Source organism: Lacticaseibacillus suilingensis (assembly GCF_016861845.1).
GTDB lineage: Bacteria > Bacillota > Bacilli > Lactobacillales > Lactobacillaceae > Lacticaseibacillus > Lacticaseibacillus suilingensis.
The window spans coordinates 35,943-58,667 of record NZ_BOLV01000004.1 but is presented as its reverse complement, the minus strand read 5'-3'; the positions used below and the strand labels follow the sequence as shown (position 1 = coordinate 58,667).

Below are 22,725 nucleotides of genomic sequence, written 5' to 3'. Positions count from 1 at the left end.
AGGGTATGAAAAAAATCAAACCCGCTTTTCTGCCAGCAATTTTAATCATCTGTCTGCTCATTGGCAGCATTGGGAACCTGACCAGCGTGCTCGGAGTGCCGGCGCTGGTGGTGGCGATACTCCTGGGCGCCGGGCTTTACTGCGGGGCGCCGCGCCTTGACCGCCTGACCGCAAAGCAACTGCGCTGGGGCATTGGCCTCGGCTTGCTGGCGATGCTGGTCGCCCAAATCGTCGTGTTGCACGTGATGCCCAACACGGTCTACCACGATCCGTATCGGGTGCTGTCGCAAGCCGATCAGCTTGCGGCCGGCCACATGACTTGGGATATCACCTACTTCTGGCGCTACGCCAATAATGTCCCGCTGGCTTACCTGCTCTCGCTGTGGCTGCGGCTCACGCAACTATTTGGCTTCAGCACCAATCTATCGGTGCATCTGCTGAGTATTTTGGTGTTGGACAGCTTTATTGCCCTAGCCCTACACACGATTTGGCAGCTCAGTCATCGCGCCAGCCTGCTAGTCGCGGCCTTCGGGTTTTTCGCTTTGACCCCATTTGCCTACACCTACTACCTGCAAGTCTTCTACTCCGACTTGCCAACGATGCTGGTGCTGCTCATCATCATGCGGAGTCTGCTCAACTGGCCGCAAAAAACACCGCGCCAGCGCTGGCTGGCCGGTGGCGGACTGGTGGTCGCCGTCACCCTCGGCGCGATGCTCAAGCCTAATCTGGTGGTCCTGTTGCCAGCCCTGCTGATTGTCGGACTGATTTTGGCCCGCCAGCACTTGTGGCGGCAAGCCAACCTGACCCTGCCCATCGCCTTGATCGTGCTGGGCTTCGGGCTGAGTCTGCCGGCGACCAAAGTCATCGATGCGGCGGCCAATTATCAACCGCGCACCGCCTTTTCGTTCCCGGCCACCAACTGGATCTTGATGGGTTACAACCAGCACAGCAACGGCGGCTACTCCGGCAAGGATGTCGGCCGTTCGATCAAGCAGCCCAGCCAAGCCGCCCGTCAGCAGTATGATTTGAAAACCATCCCCAAGCGCATCAAAACTCTCGGCGTGGTTGGCGTCGTCCGGTTGTGGCTGGTGAAGTTAGGTATCGTCCTTAATGTCCAAGGCATTCAGCGCTGGTATAACGGCGGTTTCCGCGCCGCGCCCAGTTGGTACAGCAATCACGCGAGCTTGTATCAAGGCCTGACCGTGATTGGTTATGTGGCCGCGACCCTGCTCATGTGGGGCGCCCTGATGCTAAAGCTCTTGCAGTGGCGACCAGATCTCACCAACCCGCACCAAATCGTTGCGCTACTGGCAGTGACCACTGCCCTGGGCTATCTGGCTTTCCACACGCTCCTCTGGGAAGTTGAACCGCGCTACGGCCAAGCCATTTTACCGCTGCTCTGGGTGGCATTGGCCGCCATCCCGCACCAGGCTAGCCACTCGCGCCCACGCTGGGCGAACCAAGCTAGCCTCCTCAGTGGTGCCACTGCTTTGCTCGTCGCCTTTGGGGCCGCTGGTTTGCTTGGCGCCAAGCTGCCACAAAAGCAAGTGATTGCCGCCCAGCGTAGCCAGCTGTCCGTTCAGTATCACGCCAAGCCCAAGACCGTGACGCCAGGCACCGTGCTGACTGAAGTCGTTGATGTGAATGCCGACGCCAACTATTTTTCCGTTCAGACCCATGCTGGTAGTCAGGTGCAAGTCACCCTCACGAACCTCGCCACCGGGCAACACTATCGGTTAAAGATGGCTGGCAGCGTGGCGCGCCTGCACCACCAACTCGCCGCTGGACAATATCGGATTACCGTGCAAAATATCACCGCTCGCGGTCAGCAAGTCGACGTCACCCACACCTACCATTATCAGCTCGCTGCCCACCCGCTAACGGTGAACGGCCAGTCGCAGCCTACCGCCTCATTGATTTACACCTGCATGCGGCGCTGAGAAAGGAGCCTTTTCATGGAAAAACCAATCACTACCCTTTACAGCAAATACGGCACGGCCTTGCGCTACCTGATCGTCGGGGGCCTCACCACCGGCATTAACGTGGTGCTGTTCTTCGGCCTGACTCACCTGGCGATGCCGTGGTTCTGGGCGAACATTATCGCCTGGGTCCTCAGCGTGCTGTTTGCCTTCATCGCCAACAAAAAGGTCGTGTTCAACTCGGCCGACATGACCTTCCGGACCGTGATCAAAGAAGGTGCCAGCTTCTTCACCTTGCGCGGCGCGTCACTGCTGGCGGACACGGCGATTTTGTTCGTCGGCCTCACCTTAATGCACGGCTCACCGCTGATTGTGAAGCTGATTGACCAGGTCGTCGTCATCGTACTGAATTACGGTTTCAGCAAATTGATCTTCGCTTAACGAAAAAATGGTCCCAGCAGTTTCATCCCGCTGCTGGGACCATTTTTGCTACTCAGCCGAGTTTAATGCCGGCATCGGCCAGCGCCGCGTCGACCACGTTCATCACGGCCAGCGAATGCGCCATGCGCTGCTTGGCGGCGGCCAAATCGTGATCGGCAATCATCGCTTCGAACGCGACGAACTCTTCGTACATGCGATGCTGGTCGACTTTCTCATCGACTGTTTCCTTGGTGCCGTCATTCAGTTCCTCAGTGAAGCCCGTCAGCACATTCACCGGGCCAGCGATTTGAATCGACCCACGGTTGCCTTGAATGGTCGAGCGCACCGGCGCGGAGCAATCCTTCGCGGCGACGCACACCACCTGAGTCCCTGGATAGTTGAGCACCAACGCGCCTGAGGTGTCGATGTTGCGCTCAACATTCGCGTAATAATGCACGCTCAGCGGCGCCCCCATCAGCCCGACGACAAAATGAATGTTGTAGATGTTCAGATCCATCAGTGCCCCGCCGCCTTTTTTCGGATCAAAGGCGGGCAAAATGGTGCCGGCTTGAAAGGCGTCGTAGCGGTGCGAGTACTGGGAGTAGTTGCATTCAATCACCTTGATGTCCCCTAGCGCGGCCATCCGCTGCTTAATCGCGGCGTAATTACTCAGGTATTGATTCGTGATGGCCTCCACCAGCACCAAACCCTTAGCTTCCGCCAGCGCGGCCAGTTCCTGCGCCTGCGTGCTAGTTAGCACAAAGGGCTTCTCGCAGATAACGTTTTTACCCGCCTCCAGCGCCAGCTTGGTGAAACGATAATGCAGGAAATTCGGCAGCGCCACATAGACGGTATCGATATCCGCTTCGCTCAAACAAGCGGCAACGTCGGTATACACCTCATCAATGTGGTGCGCCGCCTGCATCTCCTCCATGGTAGCCAGATCTGCCGGCACGCCCATGATGGCTTTCAGTTGAACGTTCGGCACCCGGTCGATCATGGTCAAAAAGTCTTTCACTATCATCCCGGCGCCAAAAATCGCTAATTTCATTTTGCTTCCTCCTTTTGCAATTGTTGCAGTGACGCGACCAACAACGCGTGGTCCTGATCATGGACCAACCCGGAAATGGCAAAAGCCCCGCGCAGCTCGCCGTCAATGACCAGCGGGAATCCGCCGCCGCAAATCGCGTAACGGTCATCGGTTTGCCAGTCTCGGTATGGCGCTTCCTCGCGATGCAGGAAGGTGTACAAGCTGCTGTGGTGGGTTTGGCGCACCGTGTACACCTTACGGGCGACCCAGCCGGCATCTTTGCGCCCCGGCATCAGGTATTGCAAGATGATTTGATCATCGAGCACCACCCGCAGTGCCACTGGTTTAAGCTGATCCGCTTGCACACGGGCAACCACAATCTGCGCCCAACGCAAGGCGTCGACGCTGGTGAAATGCTTAAAAGTAAGTTGTTGTTCCAAAATTTGAAGTGCTTGATCCGTTGGCATAACGGCACCGCCTTTCCTTAACACGGTTAGTATAGCCGCCAGACCGCTAGTGGGAAGGCTTTTAGCCGGCTTAGGTCAAAATGTGCCAAACTAGTGTATATTTGAAGCAAAAGGCCGGACATTTTGTTCTAATGGCGGGCAAAGTGAGGCACAGCAACTGAGGAGGGTTTATCATGACGTTCATGGACAAGCTTAACGTAACGGAAAATCTAAGTGACAACGAGCGCCAGATTCTGGCCTACATTAAAGCTCATCTCAATGCGGCGGCCCAGATGACGAGCCAGGAGCTGGCGGCAGCGACCTTCACTTCGCATTCGGTCATCGTCCGACTGGCCAAAAAGCTCGGCTATCCGGGCTATCGCGCCTTGCACGAGGGCCTCATCAAGGAAGTGCAGGCGCAGCTCCTGCAGCCTAAAGCCGTCGATGCGAATTTTCCTGTGCAACCTGGTGATTCGGCCATGACCGTGGCCAAGCACATCGCGGATCTGACCACTAACACCATCCAAACTGCGCTGACCCCGCTCGAGGCGGCTGACCTCGCCCAGGCTGCTCAGCTGATTGAAACGGCGCACCGGATTTTTATTTTTGCTTCTGGTGACTCGCAAATTCGCGCCCGCAGTTTTCAAAATAAGCTGAGCAAAATCGGCCTCTACCCAGTGATTGCCGACGAGTATAACGATGCTGATTGGGTGGCCACCAGCCTGACCTCTGACGACCTCGCCATTTTCCTCAGCTACTCTGACAGCGGCGACAGCAACCTGCGCATCGCTAACCGGCTGGGCCAAAGTCAGACGCCGCAGTTGGTGCTCACGGGCAATGCCAAGAGCCGACTTTTGACCAACGCCACCTGCGCTTTGGTGGTCACGCAAAAAGAATCGGCGCTCTATAAGGTCAGCACCTTCGCCTCACAAATCAGCTTTGAATATCTGCTCGACACGCTCTTTGCCATTATCTATGGCCACAAGTATCAAACCCACGTCGGCAAACTGATGACCGATTTGTCCACCATTCACCCGCAGCGTTAAGCCGTCCAAATTCGGGTAAAGGAGGTTTGTCGCATGGCAAACCAATCCATCATGCACCTCGCGTTTTACACCAACCAACTACCGGCCCTGCGCGATTTCTATGAAAATACGCTGGGCGCCAAGCCGAGAACCATCGTCCGCTTCAGCGCCTACAAAGGCGTCAAGAACCGCGGCGACTGGGCCAAGCTGGCGGAAACTAATCCCAACGGTATCGTCTATGTGTTCGAGGAACTGGCGCCGGGGCAATTCTTGGAGCTGTTCCCAGTCGACCAGCCGCTGCCTCAAGCGCCAACTTTGGGCGATGGCACCTCCCATTACAGCCACTTCTCCATTCTGGTCGATGATATTCAAGCCAGCTATCAGAATTTAGTGGCGCATGGCGCCCCCATCGACACCAAGCCCAACATTGGCAATTCCCATACTTGGCAAATGTGGACGCATGATCCTGACGGCAACATGATTGAACTGATGCAATACACGGACCAGTCGTTTCAGCTGACAGGACATATTGACGAACTGATTTGACGGTACCGCAAAAGCGCGCTGATTAGCGAAAAACTAATCAACGCGCTTTTCAGTATGGGCTACTATTTCCTAAAGCGATCGATAAACGCGGTCGTCACCGGCGTTTGCAGCCGATGCTTACGCCAAGCCAGCACCGTATGGGTCTGGACCCGCGGCGAAAACGGGATAAATTTCACGTCCCGGTGGTCGTTCGGCTCAATCACGCCTTCAATCGTCAGCGCCGCCCCGACCCCAGCGCGCACCAGCGGCAGGATGTTAAAAATCAGATTGAAGTGGCCAACAATATTGAGCTCCGCCAAGTCCAGCTGCGCCCAATCTGACAGTAATTGCTGCACCGGAGCGCGGCTTGAGATAATCAAAGGCGTCTCTCGCAGTTGATTGGGTTCAATCACCGGCTGGCGCGCCAGCGGATCGTCGACGTTGACCACCAGCCCCCAGCGTTCGGTATGCGCCAGCGTAATGCGTTCGTATTTCTCGGCATTCACCGGCTCCAAGAGCAGCGCCAGGTCAATCAAGCCTTTGTCCAAACGGTCAAATAGCTCATCGCTGGTGCCGGTAAATAAGTCAAAAGTCACCGCCGGATAGGTTTGGGTAAAATCGGCAAGCTCCTTGGCCAAAGCATGGCTGCTGTCGGCTTCCACCGCCCCAATATTGATGTTGCCACTGAAGAGTTGGTGTTGCTGATTCACAAAAGTTTGCTGGGTCTGCTCGGTTAGCGTCAGAATTTCCTGCGCCCGCGTTTTCAGATACAGTCCAGCCTCTGTCAGCGTCAGGCCGTGATTATTACGGGTGAACAGCGGCGCCCCAAGCTCGTCCTCCAAGCCCTTGAGCTGGCGCGACAGCGTGGGTTGCGTAATATGTAGCCGCTCCGCCGCGCGGGAAATCGAGCCCGCATCTTCGATGGCCAAAAAGTATTCAAGTAAGCGCAATTCCATGCCGCAACCTCCCTGTTAGTACGGACGATCACCATCTGTGCCCGGTTGATCAATCCCAAGGCTACTATAACGGTGCAGCTCGGGTTTGACAATCGTCTTCACGATGAGATCGGCGATACTAGCGCGGGAGACAATCGTGCCTTTGAACGGCGTCCCTTTGGCTGTTAACTCGTAATCAATCCGGTCAGCGTTGGTCATATAAGCCGCCCGAATGATGGTGTAGTTGAGCGTACTTGCTTCGATCAGCTTAGCGGCTCGACGCGTGTCATCCATCACCGCCGGCCCAATTGAGGCCTCCAGCCAGCGACCAAACTCGCCTGGCACCTCATGGTAAAGCCCGAGGCCAGTCAGGTAAATCAGCCGCGCAACGCCGGCCTGCTGCATCGCCTTGACGATGTTCTTGGCGAGCGGTTCAAATGGGCCGCCGAGGTTGGCGTACACAATGTCCTGCCCAGCCATCGCTTGAAACAGGGCCTGATAGTCATTAACATCAGCTTCCACCACCGACTCGCGGCGCGGATCGATTTGGCCGAGGCGCTTAGCCCGGCGCAGATACAGCGTCAAATGCGCATCCGTTTCGGCAAGCAGGCGCCGGCGCACCAGCTGCGCGACTTGGCCATTCGCGCCTAAAATCAACACATGAGTCATGCTACTTGGCCGCCGGTTCATCGCCGAAAATGTCCTTGGCCAGGCCGAACGCCGACCAGGCTTTTGGCCAGCCGGCATAAAAGCTCAAGTGGGTAATCAAGGCCACCATTTCAGTTTTGGTCACGCCGTTCGCCTTAGCGATTTTCATGTGCGATTCGAGCTGTGGGAACAGGCCTTGTGCCATCAGCGCGGCGCAGGTAATCAGGCTGCGATCGCGAGCCGACAGTTCATCTTCCTTGGCCCAAACTTCACCGAACAGCACATCATCATTCAACACGGCAAATTGCGGGGCGAATTCCCCTAAGTTGTCGCGGCCAGCCGTTTGTTTTTTCGCCATGATTTTAGTCCTCCAATGCGTTGTACTGAGCGTCGGTCACTGGTTCCAGCCATTCAGGCGTGCCGGCGGTGATGGCGAGGTGCGAGAACCAGCTATCCTTGGTCGCGCCATGCCAGTGCTTCACGCCATCATGCGTCACCACCACGTCGCCAGCATGCAACTTGCGCGCCGGCTGGCCTTCTTCTTGGTACCAGCCTTCGCCGCCGGTCACCAGCAAGAGCTGGAAACCATTGTGGTGAATGTGCCAGTTATTGCGGCAGCCTGGTTCAAAGGTAACGTTGCCGACGCCGACGTTGATATCAGGATCGCTGATGAGGCTATTGAGATAGCTTTGCCCGACAAAATACTGCGCGTAGCCGTCGTTCTTGGCGCCCATCGCGAAAATCCCGTTTTTGACTGCTTGTTCGTTGTTTGTCATTGTGAATGCTTCCTTTCAGATTGAATGATCAAATTCAGTATAGGCAGGCTTTAGCCATATCGCCAATGCTCATTATGAGTATTGGCAATGCTTTCTAGGCATATCAAAGACAGCAGGTCCATACCATTTTGGCGGATTTGACATCTAAAATAAAGCTGGGCATAATGGTGCCACTCTTACAAATAATAAGTGAAGGAGCATTGATCTATGACAAAAGCCTTAATTGTGGTCACGAACACGGCTCGGTTCGGCACACTAAATAAAGCCACTGGCGTCTGGTTCAGTGAGGCCACACATTTCCATGATGTCATGGCGGCGCATGACATTGACGTTGATTATGTGAGCCCGACTGGCGGTTACGTCCCGCTTGACCCAGGTAGCATCGCCGAGTCCGAAATGGATGAGCTGAACTGGCGCTATTATGGCGACCAGCGCTATCGTCAAGTCAACTTGGCCAACTCTCTGGCGCCCAGTCAAGTCAATCCGGCAGACTATGCGCTCATCTACTATGCCGGCGGCCACGGCACCATGTGGGATTTCCCCAATAGTCAGGCCATCGCCAAAATCGCCGAAGCCATCTACGCCCAAGGCGGCCTCATCACCGCGGTCTGCCATGGGGTCGTGGGTTTGCTGCCCATCCAAAATCCTGACGGTAGCACGTTCATTGCCGGCAAACAGCTCACCGGCTTCACCAACGAAGAAGAAGCCATCAACCAATTGACGACGGCAGTCCCCTTTCTCGCTGAAGATGCCTTGAAAGCGGCCGGGGCGGCGTATCACAAAACCGCCGCTTACACTGAAAATGTCATCGTGGATGGTCGCCTGATCACTGGCCAGAACCCGCAGTCGGCGCATGGCGTCGGTGAAGCCGCGGTGAAATGGCTGGCAGGGAAAGCCTAACTTCGACCCTCTGCATCACCGATTTCAAGCACCGATTGACTACAAAGCCATCGGTGCTTTTTTAGCTTACTGTTCATAAGTCAACAAAAAGGCCAGTGACAGGCATGCCACTGGCCATGAAATCTTTATCAAATTTGTAATGTTTCTCTACATACAGCCGACTGGCCGTACCAAGTTTGCATACTATCTCATTTATTATGCAAATCGATTACCGTCAATGTTGTCGCTATTTCTGAATGGGAGGGGCAAGAAATAGTTACTTGAAAGAGGCAACGAACAAATGTGACATCGCTTCAACCTGATGAAGCCAGTCTAACAAGCATGATACTTGACTATCTACTTTGGACACCGATCAATAGAAATGCCGCATTCAGTCTTCTTCAGAATGCCGCCGACGGTGAAGGCCAAACATCACCGATGCGAACGCAATCATAGCACCCGTAGCTGTGGCAAATGCAGCAGTTTGATCACCAGTCTTTGGTAATTTTGTCTTCTTGGTGGCCTTAGTTTTGACGGTAGTCGCTCGTTGCTGGTTGGATGAACTTGACTTCAAGTGGCTGTCTGCTTTGGCAGTTGGCTCATTTTGACTCTGGGCTTTAACCGTATTTGGCGATAGAGCCCCAATGGCTGAAGTCAAAGTTGCTGTGACCTTATCCAGATTTCCTTGGGTCGTGGTTTGTTTCAACGCGGCTTTCAATGCGGTTGCTGCAGCTGTTACATGTTGCCAGCTTTCTTTGGTGTAATCCGCACCGTGTAATGATGCCAGCTTACTAAGGGCAGCCTGTGCAGCATGCGTATCAACTTTCATTGCCAATTTAAGGCCTTGAATTGCGTCGGTCAGTTGCTGCATTGACGCATCGATTGCTCGCTGCGTTGGGCTCGCCGTTAGCCGTAATTGCTTAGCCGCGGCTAATGCACTAGAGAAGTCAGTCCAACTGTCACCGGTATAGTCTGCCTGATGCAGCCCACTCGCTTTGGCAATCAAATTGTCTAGGCTATCAAAGTTGACTTCAGGCTTTTGAGTGAGGTTCCGGGCCGCTGTCACCAGAGTCTGAAGGCTAGTATCAACATCTGACTGGGTTGCCGCTTCATCATCCACTACCTTCTCCGCGACTTTTAATGCATCCTGGAGCTTTGCAAAACTACTAGTCTCGTACCCGGACGCACTCAATCCTAGGTACTGATCACGGACAGTTTTCAGCGTGGTTTTATCAACCTGGCTATCATCGTAGGCTGCCAATTCCCAAAGTGAAAAGGCCAAACCAGGCCGGGCCTTTAGACATTGAAGACGAAGATACCGAACTTTTGTAGGCTTGAACGTTTCGACTTCGACCCCGCCCTGGCCGTCATTATTCGTTAACAGATCTGAATAGGTTTCCCCGTCAAGAGACCCCTGCAATTTATAGGCCTGGGCAGAGGCAGTTTCCCACTGCAGAATGACCTTGTTGACCGTCGTTGGTGCCCCAAGGTCAAAAGTTACCTCGGCATTATCAGTACGTCCAGAAGCCCAGCGCGTTCCAAGATCACCATCGTTAATGTGACTATCAGGGTTCGCATCCTCGTGTTGCGTGGCCTTGACGGCTTTGTTAAGTACAAGATTGGGCAGATCCTGACCAGAAAGTACCACTGCCTGTTCGGCAACCACGCCACTACCATCAACAGCTTTCGCCTGAACAAGAACAACACCGTCGTGGTTAGGGGTCAGCAAGCCGCTTGCCTTGATTGTAGCCAAATCGGTCGGCGAACCATCTAAGTTAACCACCGACCAAATAACGCGCTGGTCAGTTGCATTGTCGGGCACAATTTTGGTAGCATATTTAACCGCGGCACCGGGCACACTGACCGTGGTCGGACCAGAAATAGTCATACTTGTCACAGGCTGGGTAATCGCGACTTTTCCGAACACTGTCACTTCATACAAAGAAGCGCCCCAACTAGATTTTTCATCTGCATAGACTCTGACAAATCGTCCCTCGGTCGCCTGCGTTGGCACAACTGTCACCACTTTAGGCGTGTTGCCTTCATCTTCCTCGACCTTGATAGTTTGCCAGGTTTTCCCATCATTGGAGACTTGAACCTCGTACTTTGGCGGCCGAGCTGCCTCCCAGTTCAAGCGAATGGCTTGAATCGATGATGTATGCTCTAGGTCCACCATCAACCAGGGATGATCTTCGTTCTTATCTGCACTCCAGCGCGTGCCTGCCTCGCCATCCACGGCTAAATCGCCGCCCGAATCTCCAGTCTGGGTAGAAACCGTAACTGGCTTATGAAGGGAAAGCGGAGGCACATCCTGACCCGTTATCGTGAGTTTAGCTTTGGCGCTGACACCAGAACCATCTAGCGCTGTGGCAACTAGGTACACCGTACCATTGACCGTACTGGTGACATTACCTTGCTGATCAACACTAGCAATCTTGCTGGCATTACCACTTGCATCTTGCAAGGACCAAGAGACCCGTGAGTCTTCTGCTGTTGCCGGACTAGCTTTTGCAGAAAACTGATGCTGCTCGCCAAAGTAGTTAAAGCTCGTATTACCTTCAATAGTGATGTTAGCCACTGAATCGGTGCCGGGCTTGGCAGTACGTTCAGCACTAGTGCCATCAACCAATTTGTCGTTAATATACACCTGATTGCCTTTAACGACCTGGGTACTGTTGGCTGGTGCAAGAACGATAACTCGTGCTGAATCAGCAAGCATCTTAAAACTCTGCTGACCGGAAACGTTTCTTGCCAAATATGTCCCTGTTACTGAGTCATAAAGATCGAACTTGTCTTCACCTAGATCAATTTTGACATTCTCTGTTTGTTTGTTCGGATTGTAGTAAAGATACGTCTGATACATATCATCCTGGTAGTAATCAGTCTTTGAGCAATCAAGCTGAAGAATGTTAGACACATTAGTTCCAGAAACCAAAGCCCCTAGCACTCCGGTGTAAAAGCCGCCATAGAGACCAAAGTTGGTGGCATTTTTGCCGGCTTTCCACCCTGTGGTGCGATTCTTTTCGACGTCCCCATTACCATAAATTGATACACCATTAGCTTGTTTATCCAAAGCCTCATAAGCCATGACATTACCTTCTGGCTTGCCAATGTAATTACCATCAGTCTGATGATCCGCGGCTAATTCGGTTGGCAAGAAGTAACGCGTCGCATTAACAATGTTGAGCGCCCATTTTCCCGTCATCTTTGCATAACTGGGATCATATTTGGCAGCCGGAAGGATAGAGGTCATGGGATAAATTGAGTTAAAGAAATAGGCTAGGCCATTCTTCGGGTTACCGGTTAATCCGTATACATCTGTTCCGTCTGCGGTGTAGTTGACCCCACCCCATTGACGAACAGAGCTACCAGCCGCGGTTGTGATCCAGCCAATATATTTGGCGGTATTGTAATGTGTACCCTGCTCTGCGTTCATCCGGTTGGCAAGATAAACCGCATCAATCAGCATATTCTCGTAGTACGGATTCTTGGTTAAGCCATCAAGATAATCCATGCAATACTTTGCATAGGTCAAATACTGCTCAGCCTTTTGGGGATCACTTGCCTTGAAAATGTTATAGGCATCATATAGAAGGTATGCCGTCCCCACCGCACCGTCTGGCTGCATCCGATGAGCCGTGGTGACTACCTTCATGTTCATCATGTCATACCCTTGGATGTTAAAGTCACAATGCTGGCCGCCCAAGGCATCAACCATCTTCACCATCTTGTCAGCGACTTTTTCTTGCAAGTCTTTGATTAAATCTGGTCGCCAATCCTTATTTAGGTAGGCCAGACGGAAAAAATTCTGGTTCGCAATCAACATGTACCAGAAATCATCAAAGGCTTGATACGCCCCCGGCATGTTCTGAAGTGTGCTCATTGAGCCATTGGGCACATTCGTAAAGATATTCGTGCCCTTTTTCGTCCAGAAAAACTTCAACGCATCATCTAGATACGTTTCATATTTGATGTTAAGTGCATCGGCATCCTTGACTTCCCCAGCCACCGAGCCTTGTAGCTCTTTTGGAAGTTCCTGGTTCACATTCATACCCATTAAGGAAGCGGATATCAATCCACTGGTCACTGAGATTGATTCTTGATCGTCCGCCCCGTAATGGTTATTCGCTACGTTATCAGTTAATGGCCGGTCTTCGCCATAAAAGGCCGGAAGCATGTAGCCACCATATCTGTCATCACGATAAATCGTCGAAAATGAGCGCGATGGATCGACTGAAATTTCTGTTTTCTCGGAAAAATTAGTTGCTGACGGATTAAAGACAAAGTCAATCAGCGCCTTGCCTCTCGCCTTCCAATCCACCAGCTTAAAATTATTGGGTAAATCAGGCATCGCATCAATCGTATCGACACTTCGCTGCACCAAGTTTTGGTGATCAGCCGCGTCATCAACCGTAGCCGCATGGACAATTGCTGGCGCCGGTACGTTCGGTAATTGTGGTACAAGAGTAACAGCTAGCGCTAATGGTGCTAAGAGTAAAAGTGCTTTGGCACAGTGCGAGTCCCACTTTTTCAACTATTGCCGCCTCTTTTCCTTTCCCAACTCCACATATTCAATATCAAATTTATTTGCCTTTAATTTAGCCACTAATCTTGCTTCCGTAGCGGACTAGCCAACCCCAGCAAAGCCAGCACGCTTACCAGCCCGCCAAGGATTCCAACTTCGACCGAACTGGCCTCACCAGTCTTTGGCAAGGTTGTCTTCGCCTTGGCCGCTTTGGTTTGTGGCGTTTCGGTATGGCTTAAAGGCTTGGCTACAACGACACTTTCAGGGCCTGCAGTCACGGCCTTTTTTGTATGGTCATAGAAGTCAGCAGGATCAACTGATAAAGCCGGGCCCACTTGAGTCTTCTTTTGAATCAAGTCCAAATCCTTGAGCGCCTGTTGAATGGCCGCTGTGGCGTCATCGAGCCCCGCTTGCGTGCTGGAAGTATCGGCAAGCACGGTTTGCCCTTGGCTTACCGCCTGATCCAACGACTTAACCGAATCAGCACTGTACTTAGCCGCATCAATCTGATTGGCTTCAGCAATGGCCGCCTTCAACGCAGTCGGATCAACAACCGGTGCAGTCCGCAAATCAACAAAATCGTCATCATCCGGGCCAATGGTCTCAACTTTAAAGAGTTTGCCGTTCTTGTAGTCCGTGACAACACCATCCTTTAACGTGTAACTGTAGACATCGTTGCCAGAGCGGATGCCGCTGACCGCGCCATCGGCTGTCAAGTTGTACACGCGCAAGCCGCCGGCATCATAACGCAGCCCATTGGCCATCCAGAAAGCGTCAATCATCTGCGCAGAACCGAAGGCACTGACATGGACACCAGCAATGTATGGATCCTTGCCGTCTTCACCGCCGCGCAATTCTTCGCCTAAGGTATGCGCACGTGGGGCATCCCGCAGCGTGGTGTCAATCAGCTGCATCGCCAAATCTTTTTGACCATGTTCCAACAAGCCGTAGACCGTATAAGCCCATTCTTCGTATTTGTCGACTCCCATGTGACCAAAGTCCTGGTCTGAGTCAAACAAACTGTTGAAATAGGAGAGTACTTTGGCATATTCGTCATCAGTCAACCCAGGCATGTGCAGGGCCTTGGTCACCATCAACTCATTGACAATATCAGGATTAGGATCGCTGAGCTTGCCATCCTTCTTTAGCACCTTCTGGATTGGCTTACCATCTGGCCCAAAGAAGAAGTAATCCTCATAGTTCTTGATTTGCTCGGCCTTCATCTGCTCCAGGGTTGCTTTTCTAGCGGCCGCATCCGTGATAACCCCATTGGCCTGAAGCAAATCGTACAGTTGCTCCATGTATGGGATATCAATGATTGCCGAGGCTAGGAAGTCGGTATCAGGCTGATCCGAACCGGTACTCCCAGGGAAGACCCAATAAGGATTTTCGAGGGCCCATTTCAGATTCTGCTCAATCTTCTGCCAGGTCTGCTTCAAGCCGTTCAGGCCCTGTTCAGTGCTGGTGGAATTGTTGTAGAGAATCAGGGCTACCCGAGCCCGATTGACCGGCAAACCTTCACCGGCCAAAGAGCCATCATCGGAAACCTGTGAGATTTGGCCGATGAAGTTCTGCCAAGCCGTGTCAGGATCGATGAAGGATTCGTATTGCATGGTGTAGAAGGCTTCCCAAGATGCCGCATAGCGGGTTACTTCCGAGCCATTGTGCCAGATATAGGCTTTACTGGTGGCATAAGTTGGATAGGCATAGTCATAGCCAAGTTCTGGATCCATATTGCTCTCATGCATAATCGTCCAGGCCTTGTAATAGGTCTGAAGCTGACTTTCCGCGGTGGTACCTTTATCCAAAATATTCAGTTGTTGCGCAGTTGGCTGCGGAATCTTAGCATAGAAGGCATTGACCCGGTCGGTCGCAGCTTGCTGCGCGGCGACCATATCGCCTTGCGCGGCTGCCTGTGCTTGGGCAGAAAAGCTGGCGTCATCGAGGGCAAGGGCCGCCGTGGTGTAAGCGATATACAGGGTTGAATTCTTGAGATTAGAAAAGTCAGCTGCATAGTAGCCGCCTTCGATTGGGGCTGCCAAAGCATTTTGCTCATTTTCCAAATCTTGGAGGTTCGCGTAGAAGGTCAATTTCACCGGGGTCTGTGAGAAACTGATACCTGCCCAATTCGTCTTCGCTTTGAACACCAGCGTGTTTCCAATCAGCTGCGGATCTGAGCCAAAGATCTTACCATTCACAAACAGATTGCCCTGGTCGTTCACGTTGACGGTCCGCACAATCGTGTTCTTGTCTTTAAAGAAGTCTGTCCCTGACACTTTCATGCCTGACTCATAATCCGCCGTGTAATCCAGACGGTCAGGTCGCCAAGAATTCGTGTAGGTTTCCGCTTGGCTCTTTTTCGCATCAAAGCCAGCATTGTAGTCCAGATGGATGTCACTGATGGTCAAGGTCGCGGTATCATCCCCACTCACAATGGCAGGCAACCATGTGATGTCTTTGGCCGACCACAAGTCGTCGCCATAAGCACTCAGGTCAAAATAATACGTACCCGGACGATTGATGCCCGTCACAATCTTGAATTCTTTACCCGCATTGATTTTTAGTTCAAAAGTCGCATTCGGACTGATTTGTGAAATCGTTACGGCTAGGCGCGTCCCTGGCTTTAGGCTTAATCCTGTCGTTTTCGCCTGTTCAACACTGTATGAACCATCGGATTGTAGTACCATTTGGCCATCATCAGTGAAACTTGGCCCGCGGCGGGCTTGCTTGGTCCATGTAGCGGCATCTAGTTTGAACTGATAGACGTTTTCGCCTGGTTGATAAGGGCTATGCCCATCTGACAGCGTAATGATGTCTGATTCGTTGTCATAATCCTCACTGCCGAGATACGCAGCATTCAATGGCATCGTGGCTCGCGCGGTATCATCTGATTGCGTCACATCCTGGCCGCCAACCCCGCCTTCTGTAGGATTTTCGACCATTCGGCTGCCTTCTTCAGTCAGCCAGCGTTCTTGCCAAGCATCAGTTACGCCATCATGCCAAACATCATCAACGGTCGTGGCACTCGTTTCAGTAGTAGCAGTGACTGGTTGAGTCGTATCATCCTTTGAATCAGCTGGATCTGTTGTCCCTGTCGGTTGACTTGCATCAGATTCGGCATCAGCTGCAGTGCTAGGCGTGGCCGACTTGACTGGTGTCTGTACTTGCGTTGTCGCTTGGTCACCATCCGACTTAACCGTGGTGGCATCCGTTTGCGTATTATTGGTGGCGCTTTCATCACTAATCCGAGAAAAGACGGCATCAGCCGTCTTTTCCGGAGTTTGGGAAGCAGGTGCTTGATCATCAGCGTGAACCAACACCCCATGATTTTGCGGTCCAGCGAGCATCAGCAGTGCACCCAGCACCGTTGCCGAACCCAAGGTGACCAGCTTGCCAATCTCATTTTGCTTCATGATTATCCTCCATAATCGAAAGTATTCTTACCCTTACTCAGCTGCTGCACGGGCCTGTTCGGCCTGCTTAGCAGTGACTTTTTCACTGACCTTTAAGAACGGTACATAAACTGCAATATTGATGACTAAAATGACAATTTGGACAATGACAGCGCGCCAATCCCCGGCGGTAGCAAGAAAACCACTAATCAAAGGTGGGGTGGTCCAAGGCACCATCACGACGACTCGACTCATCCAACCGGCAGCAGTAACTGCATAGGCAATCAGGATCCCAATCACTGGGTTCAAGACGAACGGAATCATCATTGGAATGTTGAAGACAATTGGAAACCCGAAGATGACCGGTTCATTGATGTTGAAAATCCCAGGCACAGCTGACAAAGCAGCAATGTCGCGGTTGGCTTTCACGCGAGAAAACAGGAAAACTGCAATCAGCAAAGCAATCGTAGAGCCGGTGCCTCCCATCATGCCAAAGGTATCCCGGAAGGTATTGGACATGATGTAAGGAATAGGTTTATGGGCGGCATAAGCAGCTGTGTTCTTCGCCATGTTGACCAACAGCACTGGATCGAGCAAAGTCCCATTGATAACCGCTTGGTGAATCCCCAACGTGTAGAGGAAGTTACCACAGGAGTAAATCAGCAGCATACCTGGTAGGCTGGTGTTCATCCGCCGCAGTGGCTCCTGGATAATCATGGTAATCAAAGCAATCAGATTACTGTTCCACAGCACAATGAGCAAAGCACTGATCAGAGCAAACAAGCTTAACGTCATAAGAGCAGGAATTAAGGAATTAAATGAATCACCAACTGCCGGCGGAATTTGGTCGCCCAAGTTAATCTGCAGCCGCTTGATGTTGCTTAGCCGAATGAAGACTTCGGTTGCCAACAGGCCGATGATAATCCCAGCAAACATTCCCGTGGTGCCCAAGTTAGCAAAACTTAAACCGCCGGTAACGTTGATGGCTGCCGTTTTGCCTGCTGGTGTCATCTGGGTGGTGATTGGCATCATCACAATCAAACTGGCCAGTGAAATGACCGCTGCAGTCAAGGGGTTACGATAGCCTTTATTCCGCGCGAGAATGAATCCAACGACCGGAGCCAACATTAAGCCGGCAATATTCAATGTCCCGTTGGCAATCAGCGTCCCCCACACTTGGAGGTGAGCCAACGTTTCACCTTTAGCAATCCAAGGGAACACCACGTTATTGATCAACGTTCCCAGCCCTGCCAGGATGAATAATGGCATGATGGTGGCAAACGCATCACGTAATGACCTGAGGTGAACCTGGTTACCAATACGGCCGGCCACCTCGGAGAACTTATCTAAGAATTTACGACTCTTAGATTCTTCCATTTTTTTCACTCCAATCCTATAAAGAATTCATCAACTTAAATCCTCACCATTAGAGCCAAATGCTTTTTGGAACCATTCAAAGCTGCGCTTAGGAATGCGGCGTAAATCGCGCAATTCGTGGTTGGTACGATTGACATACACCGCCCCATAGCGCTTATCGATATCGCCTTTGGAACTTGGAATATCGATTAACCCCCAGCCTAGATAACCCAAGACTGGCACCCCGTAATCACGCACTGCCGCTTTAAGCGCCTGAATGTGATCACGATGATAATTGATGCGATAAGTATCATCGATGGGATGTTCACCATCCCATTGTTCGCGCACGCCCAAACCATTTTCGATGGGAAAAACAGGTAAACCCGTCTGATTCCAAATCTTGGTTAAGGCGTTCTTGAACCCGGTCGGATCAATCTGCCAGCCCCACTCGCTTGAAACCAAATGGGGGTTAGGCACGGTGCCTTGTTCAAACCACCAATTGACCGGCGCCTGTTGGTCAATTTTCGTGTGGTCAATAGCGGAGGAGGCGTAGTAACTGAAGGCGATAAAATCACTCGTTGTCTGAGCCAAGGTTTCAAGATCTCCTGGCTCAATCAAGCTCATCAAATCTGCTTCTGCCATGAAGTGCAGCACTTCGGGTGAATAGTGACCATGAGCAAAAACATCGAGATAATTGTTATTCACAAATTCATCGATGCGCCGCGTTACTTCAACATCTTCGGGATCCGAAGAGGCCGGATAAACTTCTGCGTAAGCTAACATGCCGCCAATTTTCAAATCAGGATAATGGCTACGAATAAACGCCGTTAGCTTCGCGTGAGCAAGCAAGGTATGATGACTCAGCGCATAAAGCGTGTGAATATCGCGAGGAGCGGTCAGATTGCCCCCGCTGTCAAGGCCAGGATTATAGGTAAAACAATTATGTTCGTTAAAGGTAATCCAGTATTTGACCTTGCCAGCAAAGCGCTTTAACATTTCCTTGCCATAACGGACAAAAGCTTCCATAACTTCTCGGGAGACGAACCCGTTGTAGCGTTTAGCCAGGCTCAGTGGCATATCAAAGTGATACAGACAAATCATCGGTTCAATGCCATGCGCCAAAAGGTCATCGATCAATCGGTCATAAAAAGCAATTCCCGCTTCGTTGAAGGCCCCATCGCCTTCTGGACACACCCGACTCCAGGAAATCTGAAACCGGTAACAATTCATGTGCATTTTCGCCATCCACTCAACATCTTCGGGATAGCGATGATACTCGTCGATTGCCACTTTCCAATCAGCGTTGTGCTCTCCAGCCTCCTTAATGTCATATACCGACGGACCTTTACCATCAACGTTCCAAGCGCCTTCAGTTTGCATGCTTGAGGTTGAATTGCCCCACAAAAAATCTTGATTTAGTGTTGTCATGTCCCACCTCCATGATGCAATATAGACGCTGGATACACCTTTGGCAAAGACAAATAAGTATATCTGACTATTCAAATTTTCAGAAAGAGCTTTAAGTCCCGATGGCAGCGCTTTTTAGGAGGGTAGACAAGTGGCAAAATATGTTGATATCGCGAAGCAACTGAAATCTAAGATCTTGAAGGGCGAATATACCAGTGAGGTCCCTTTACCTGATCAAATTTCACTCGCGGTGATTTTCAAGACCAGTCGCGTCACGATTCAAAAAGCTTTGGATTTGTTAATTAACGAAGGATTGATATACAGCAAGCAAGGCTCAGGCACTTACGTCAAACAGAACATTAATCTGCTGTCTAAGTTTGATTTCACCATCGACCAGTATGTTGGCACGACAGAGTTGATGCGCGGCCACACTGTCACTAGCGATGTGATTGACTACGACGTGCGGTTGCCGCAACCCAAAGAACAGGAGAACCTTAACCTCGCCTTCTCAGATGCGGTCTACGACTTTTACCGTTTGCGCATTGTGGATGACGTTCCCTGGAAAATGGAGCACTCCATCATGCCGGTGAAAGTCGTGCCGGGTCTCAATCAAGGCGTGTTGAAGCATTCCATTTATCGCTATATGCGCGCAGACTTGGGCGAAACGATTGGCGCCGCGTATCGCATCATTCGGGCGGCGCAACCTAATGCCTATGATCGTCGTTACCTCAGCGCCACCTCGGATACCCCGATGCTAGAAGTCGAGCAGATTGTTTCGCTGGCCGATGGGACCCCGTTTGAGTATTCGTTTACGCGCAATCGCTATGATGAGGGCTCCATTGTGGTCTATCACCCTGAACGGCCAATGCTTTAACTCGTGCTGAGCCATGACTCTTGGCACAACAAAGGCGATTACCTTGAGTTGTTAACCTCACAACTTCAGGTAATCGCCTTTGTTGATTCATAAAGATTCCACCATAGAATCAGCTTTCAGCAGTCGCATCTGACTGCACCGCTGTAGTTTCCCCTTGCTGGAAGCTCACAGGCAAGTAAATACGCGCCGGCGCAGTTGCTTCTTCCTGCTGCTTATTCTGTCGTATCTTCTTTTCCAATTCCTTAACCACCGTCTCCGCTATCAACTCAACCGGCTGGCGAATCGAAGAAAGCGTTGGCGTATCTTGCATGCCGACACAAAAAAATCAGTGACATCACTGCCACTGACGATGTTTCACATTAAACTCGGACCCTACCGTAACCAGCTGCGGGCCAGGCGCGGATCATTACTTATGAACGACGGGAATCCACATTTCGCCATACAGCTGGCCATCCCTTTTACCCATGATGACGGCTGCATTCGGACCGCCAACATAAGCCACGTCGCTCGCTTCACCCAAGGTCTGGCCAAACGCTTGCCCTGTCAATGCTTCTGCCAAGGCATGGGCATCGCTACCGGTGCCTGGCACAATCAGGTAATCGCTAGCCGGGAACTGAATTTGCCGAGTGACCGCTGGCACGTGTTGATCGGTTTCAACCCCAGCATAATACATCATTTTGTTGTCAATGGCTTCGTTGGCGACAAACAGGTAATCATTTTGCGCAGCGGCGGTCAGCGCGTCCAAGTCGCCGTCAGCGGTCAGCTGCTGCCAAAAAGCAGCCTTTTGCGCCGCCATCGCAGCATAATCGTTGTAATCCGCGGTCAGTTCGGTGCCGATACCGGCCACCGTGAAAGCTGGTTTTGATTCAATTTTGAAATTTGACATTGATTTGTCCTCCTCTTGGTTGATGAGGTTATAATAAGCCTTAATCGTGTCAAAAAATGACACCATTTAGGAGCCCCAATGAAAAAAACGGAACGAATCAATGTGATGATGCGCTACATCAATAACCGCGCCTTTTTTACCCTCAGCGAACTGATGGTCGAATTCGACATTTCACGGTCGACTGCTTTGCGGGATGTCCAGGAAATCGAAGCCCTCGGCATGCCCCTTGAAGCCAGCGTGGGCCGCGATGGCGGATTTGTCGTGCATCAAAATACGCTACTGCCGGCCGTGCGCTTCACCACTACCGAAGTCAAAGCGCTGTTTACGGCCTTTATGGCTTCACAAAATTTGCAGCTTCCCTACCTGACTAGCCGCCAATCCTTGACCGAAAAATTACTCGGCCTCATTCCCCAAACGGAGCAAGACAGTCTGCTTGACCTTAATGCGCTGCTAGTGTTTGAAGGCACTAACGCCCAAGCCACCGGCTTACTGGAATTATTTGATTTGCCGGCGCCGATGCTTGAACAGCTGATTGCCTTGGCCCTGAACTCTCGGCAAATCATGGTGACTCATGCTGGCAAGACGGAGCAGTGGTATTTGCTCAAGCTGTATCGTTCCGCCGAACAGTGGCTGATGGCGGGAATCAACGGCACCACTGCCCAACAGCAGATACTTCCGGTTGCTGACCTTACCAGCGTGGCCGCCGTCGCCGAGTCGGCTCAGTGGTCGCCCGCTCAAGTGCGGCGACTCAAACAGCGCGCACAGCCCGCGGTGCGCCTGGCCGCAACCTTAGGCCCAGCGGCGATTGCCCAATTTCGCCAGTATCATCCGGTCGGCACGCAGCTAGCCTATCTTGATTCCTTTCAACATCAGGCCACGCTGACCGTCACGCAGTATCAGTCTGCCGAAACGCTGGTGAACTGGCTACTGTTCCTGGGGCCCGCGTGCTCCTTGACCGCGGCCGAGCCGCAGCTTATGCAGGCGCTGCGTGAGCGCATCGGTGCCCTAACCAAGCCAATCAAGCCCGAGAGTTAAACCAACCCGATGCGGCCCTAACATTCTCATTGTGCTGTATTTCCCACTGGTTGGAGATTGACGCCGCCACCGGGCCAAGTCCGCAACACAGGATCAATTCAAGTGCCTAAATATTTTTTTGATTTGCGCTTGCCTTACACCTACTCGAAGGGACTATGCTTATCTCAACTTAAGGAGGTCGCTGATGTCTAAAACAATCATTGTTTACTACTCATGGTCCGGTCATACCGCTGCACTGGCACATCAGTTGCAGCAGCTGACCCAGGCCGATACTTATGAACTAAAGGTCCCCGCTGGTACCTTCAGTCGGGATATGTATGAAACCTCGGATATGGCTAAAGCACAACTCAGTGCCGGCCAATTGCCGGCTTTCACCCAGCCCCTGCCTGACCTCACCGCCTACGATCTCATTCTCGTCGGTGGTCCGGTATGGTCTGGCGCCCCGGCCACGCCGATTCTTAGCTTTCTGGGCAGTGCTGATACTGGGCAAGCAAAACTGGCGCCATTTTACACAGACGCTGGTAGCGCTGGTGAGTACGAAGCGGCCTTTAAGCAAGCCGCGGGCAACCGCGTCACCGCTAAGGGCCTCGAAGCTGCCGGACCGGCTGCAACCACCGCGCTTCAAGCTTGGTTAAACCAACTCTAAA

19 protein-coding genes are annotated in these 22,725 nt (G+C 52.0%); 8 read left to right on the top strand and 11 right to left on the bottom strand.

Annotated features, from left to right (window positions below; translation table 11 throughout):
* Nucleotides 1-5: 5 nt before the first annotated feature.
* Together JUF11_RS03575 and JUF11_RS03570 are read left to right on the top strand one after the other, a co-directional pair.
* The gene (locus tag JUF11_RS03575) at nt 6-1,940 is read left to right on the top strand and encodes a glycosyltransferase-like membrane protein (RefSeq protein WP_204118362.1); all 1,935 of its coding nucleotides are present in this window, start codon (nt 6-8) and stop codon (nt 1,938-1,940) included.
* Nucleotides 1,941-1,955: 15 nt separating this feature from the next.
* A complete protein-coding gene (locus tag JUF11_RS03570) occupies nt 1,956-2,360 on the top strand; it encodes a GtrA family protein (RefSeq protein ID WP_204118361.1) in 405 nt (134 codons plus the stop codon).
* 52 nt (nt 2,361-2,412) lie between these two features.
* On the opposite strand, the gene JUF11_RS03565 is transcribed toward JUF11_RS03570, so the two are convergent.
* Both JUF11_RS03565 and JUF11_RS03560 read right to left on the bottom strand, forming a co-directional pair.
* Nucleotides 2,413-3,390: a Gfo/Idh/MocA family protein gene (locus JUF11_RS03565; RefSeq protein ID WP_204118360.1), complete on the bottom strand. Its 978-nt coding sequence runs from the start codon at nt 3,388-3,390 to the stop codon at nt 2,413-2,415.
* Nucleotides 3,387-3,836 carry a heme-binding protein gene (locus JUF11_RS03560; protein ID WP_204118359.1) on the bottom strand — a complete coding sequence of 150 codons (450 nt, stop codon included), beginning with the start codon at nt 3,834-3,836 and terminating at the stop codon, nt 3,387-3,389. The genes JUF11_RS03565 and JUF11_RS03560 overlap by 4 nt, the downstream gene beginning before the upstream one ends.
* A 173-nt stretch (nt 3,837-4,009) precedes the next feature.
* Between JUF11_RS03560 and JUF11_RS03555 the strand changes: the two genes are divergently transcribed.
* Complete coding sequence (locus JUF11_RS03555; RefSeq protein WP_204118358.1) at nt 4,010-4,861, top strand: MurR/RpiR family transcriptional regulator; 852 nt, start codon at nt 4,010-4,012, stop codon at nt 4,859-4,861.
* 33 nt (nt 4,862-4,894) lie between these two features.
* Nucleotides 4,895-5,386, top strand: coding sequence for a VOC family protein (locus JUF11_RS03550; RefSeq protein ID WP_236000400.1), 492 nt, complete (start codon nt 4,895-4,897; stop codon nt 5,384-5,386).
* Nucleotides 5,387-5,448: 62 nt separating this feature from the next.
* On the opposite strand, the gene JUF11_RS03545 is transcribed toward JUF11_RS03550, so the two are convergent.
* The 4 genes from JUF11_RS03545 to JUF11_RS03530 are packed head-to-tail and all read right to left on the bottom strand — an operon-like array spanning nt 5,449 to nt 7,724.
* Nucleotides 5,449-6,321: a LysR family transcriptional regulator gene (locus tag JUF11_RS03545; RefSeq protein ID WP_204118357.1), complete on the bottom strand. Its 873-nt coding sequence runs from the start codon at nt 6,319-6,321 to the stop codon at nt 5,449-5,451.
* A 15-nt stretch (nt 6,322-6,336) separates the two neighbouring features.
* Entirely contained in the window at nt 6,337-6,969 is a 633-nt protein-coding gene (locus JUF11_RS03540) for an NAD(P)H-binding protein (protein WP_204118356.1), read from the bottom strand.
* A 1-nt stretch (nt 6,970) separates the two neighbouring features.
* Nucleotides 6,971-7,306, bottom strand: coding sequence for a carboxymuconolactone decarboxylase family protein (locus tag JUF11_RS03535; RefSeq protein WP_204118355.1), 336 nt, complete (start codon nt 7,304-7,306; stop codon nt 6,971-6,973).
* Between the two features lie 4 nt (nt 7,307-7,310).
* Nucleotides 7,311-7,724, bottom strand: a complete 414-nt coding sequence (locus tag JUF11_RS03530) for a cupin domain-containing protein (RefSeq protein ID WP_204118354.1) — start codon at nt 7,722-7,724, stop codon at nt 7,311-7,313.
* Between the two features lie 207 nt (nt 7,725-7,931).
* On the opposite strand from JUF11_RS03530, the gene JUF11_RS03525 reads away from it, so the two are divergent.
* Entirely contained in the window at nt 7,932-8,624 is a 693-nt protein-coding gene (locus tag JUF11_RS03525) for a type 1 glutamine amidotransferase domain-containing protein (protein WP_204118353.1), read from the top strand.
* A 370-nt stretch (nt 8,625-8,994) separates the two neighbouring features.
* Here JUF11_RS03525 and JUF11_RS03520 read toward each other — a convergent pair whose 3' ends face one another.
* The 4 genes from JUF11_RS03520 to JUF11_RS03505 form a co-directional block, all read right to left on the bottom strand.
* On the bottom strand, nt 8,995-13,137 hold the full coding sequence (locus JUF11_RS03520; RefSeq protein WP_204118352.1) for a discoidin domain-containing protein: 4,143 nt from the start codon (nt 13,135-13,137) through the stop codon (nt 8,995-8,997).
* 71 nt (nt 13,138-13,208) lie between these two features.
* Nucleotides 13,209-16,541, bottom strand: coding sequence for an LPXTG cell wall anchor domain-containing protein (locus tag JUF11_RS03515; RefSeq protein ID WP_204118351.1), 3,333 nt, complete (start codon nt 16,539-16,541; stop codon nt 13,209-13,211).
* Between the two features lie 33 nt (nt 16,542-16,574).
* Nucleotides 16,575-17,897 (bottom strand): PTS sugar transporter subunit IIC, encoded by a 1,323-nt coding sequence (locus JUF11_RS03510; protein WP_204118350.1) that lies wholly within the window; start codon nt 17,895-17,897, stop codon nt 16,575-16,577.
* 30 nt (nt 17,898-17,927) lie between these two features.
* Complete coding sequence (locus JUF11_RS03505; RefSeq protein ID WP_204118349.1) at nt 17,928-19,304, bottom strand: glycoside hydrolase family 1 protein; 1,377 nt, start codon at nt 19,302-19,304, stop codon at nt 17,928-17,930.
* Nucleotides 19,305-19,434: 130 nt separating this feature from the next.
* On the opposite strand from JUF11_RS03505, the gene JUF11_RS03500 reads away from it, so the two are divergent.
* Nucleotides 19,435-20,157 carry a GntR family transcriptional regulator gene (locus JUF11_RS03500; protein WP_204118348.1) on the top strand — a complete coding sequence of 241 codons (723 nt, stop codon included), beginning with the start codon at nt 19,435-19,437 and terminating at the stop codon, nt 20,155-20,157.
* Between the two features lie 406 nt (nt 20,158-20,563).
* Here JUF11_RS03500 and JUF11_RS03495 read toward each other — a convergent pair whose 3' ends face one another.
* Nucleotides 20,564-21,043: a GyrI-like domain-containing protein gene (locus tag JUF11_RS03495; RefSeq protein ID WP_204118347.1), complete on the bottom strand. Its 480-nt coding sequence runs from the start codon at nt 21,041-21,043 to the stop codon at nt 20,564-20,566.
* A 78-nt stretch (nt 21,044-21,121) separates the two neighbouring features.
* Here JUF11_RS03495 and JUF11_RS03490 point away from each other — a divergent pair, with 78 nt between their 5' ends.
* Both JUF11_RS03490 and JUF11_RS03485 read left to right on the top strand, forming a co-directional pair.
* On the top strand, nt 21,122-22,078 hold the full coding sequence (locus JUF11_RS03490) for a helix-turn-helix transcriptional regulator (RefSeq protein WP_204118346.1): 957 nt from the start codon (nt 21,122-21,124) through the stop codon (nt 22,076-22,078).
* A gap of 184 nt (nt 22,079-22,262) precedes the next feature.
* Nucleotides 22,263-22,724, top strand: a complete 462-nt coding sequence (locus tag JUF11_RS03485; RefSeq protein ID WP_236000399.1) for a flavodoxin — start codon at nt 22,263-22,265, stop codon at nt 22,722-22,724.
* Nucleotide 22,725: the final 1 nt, after the last annotated feature.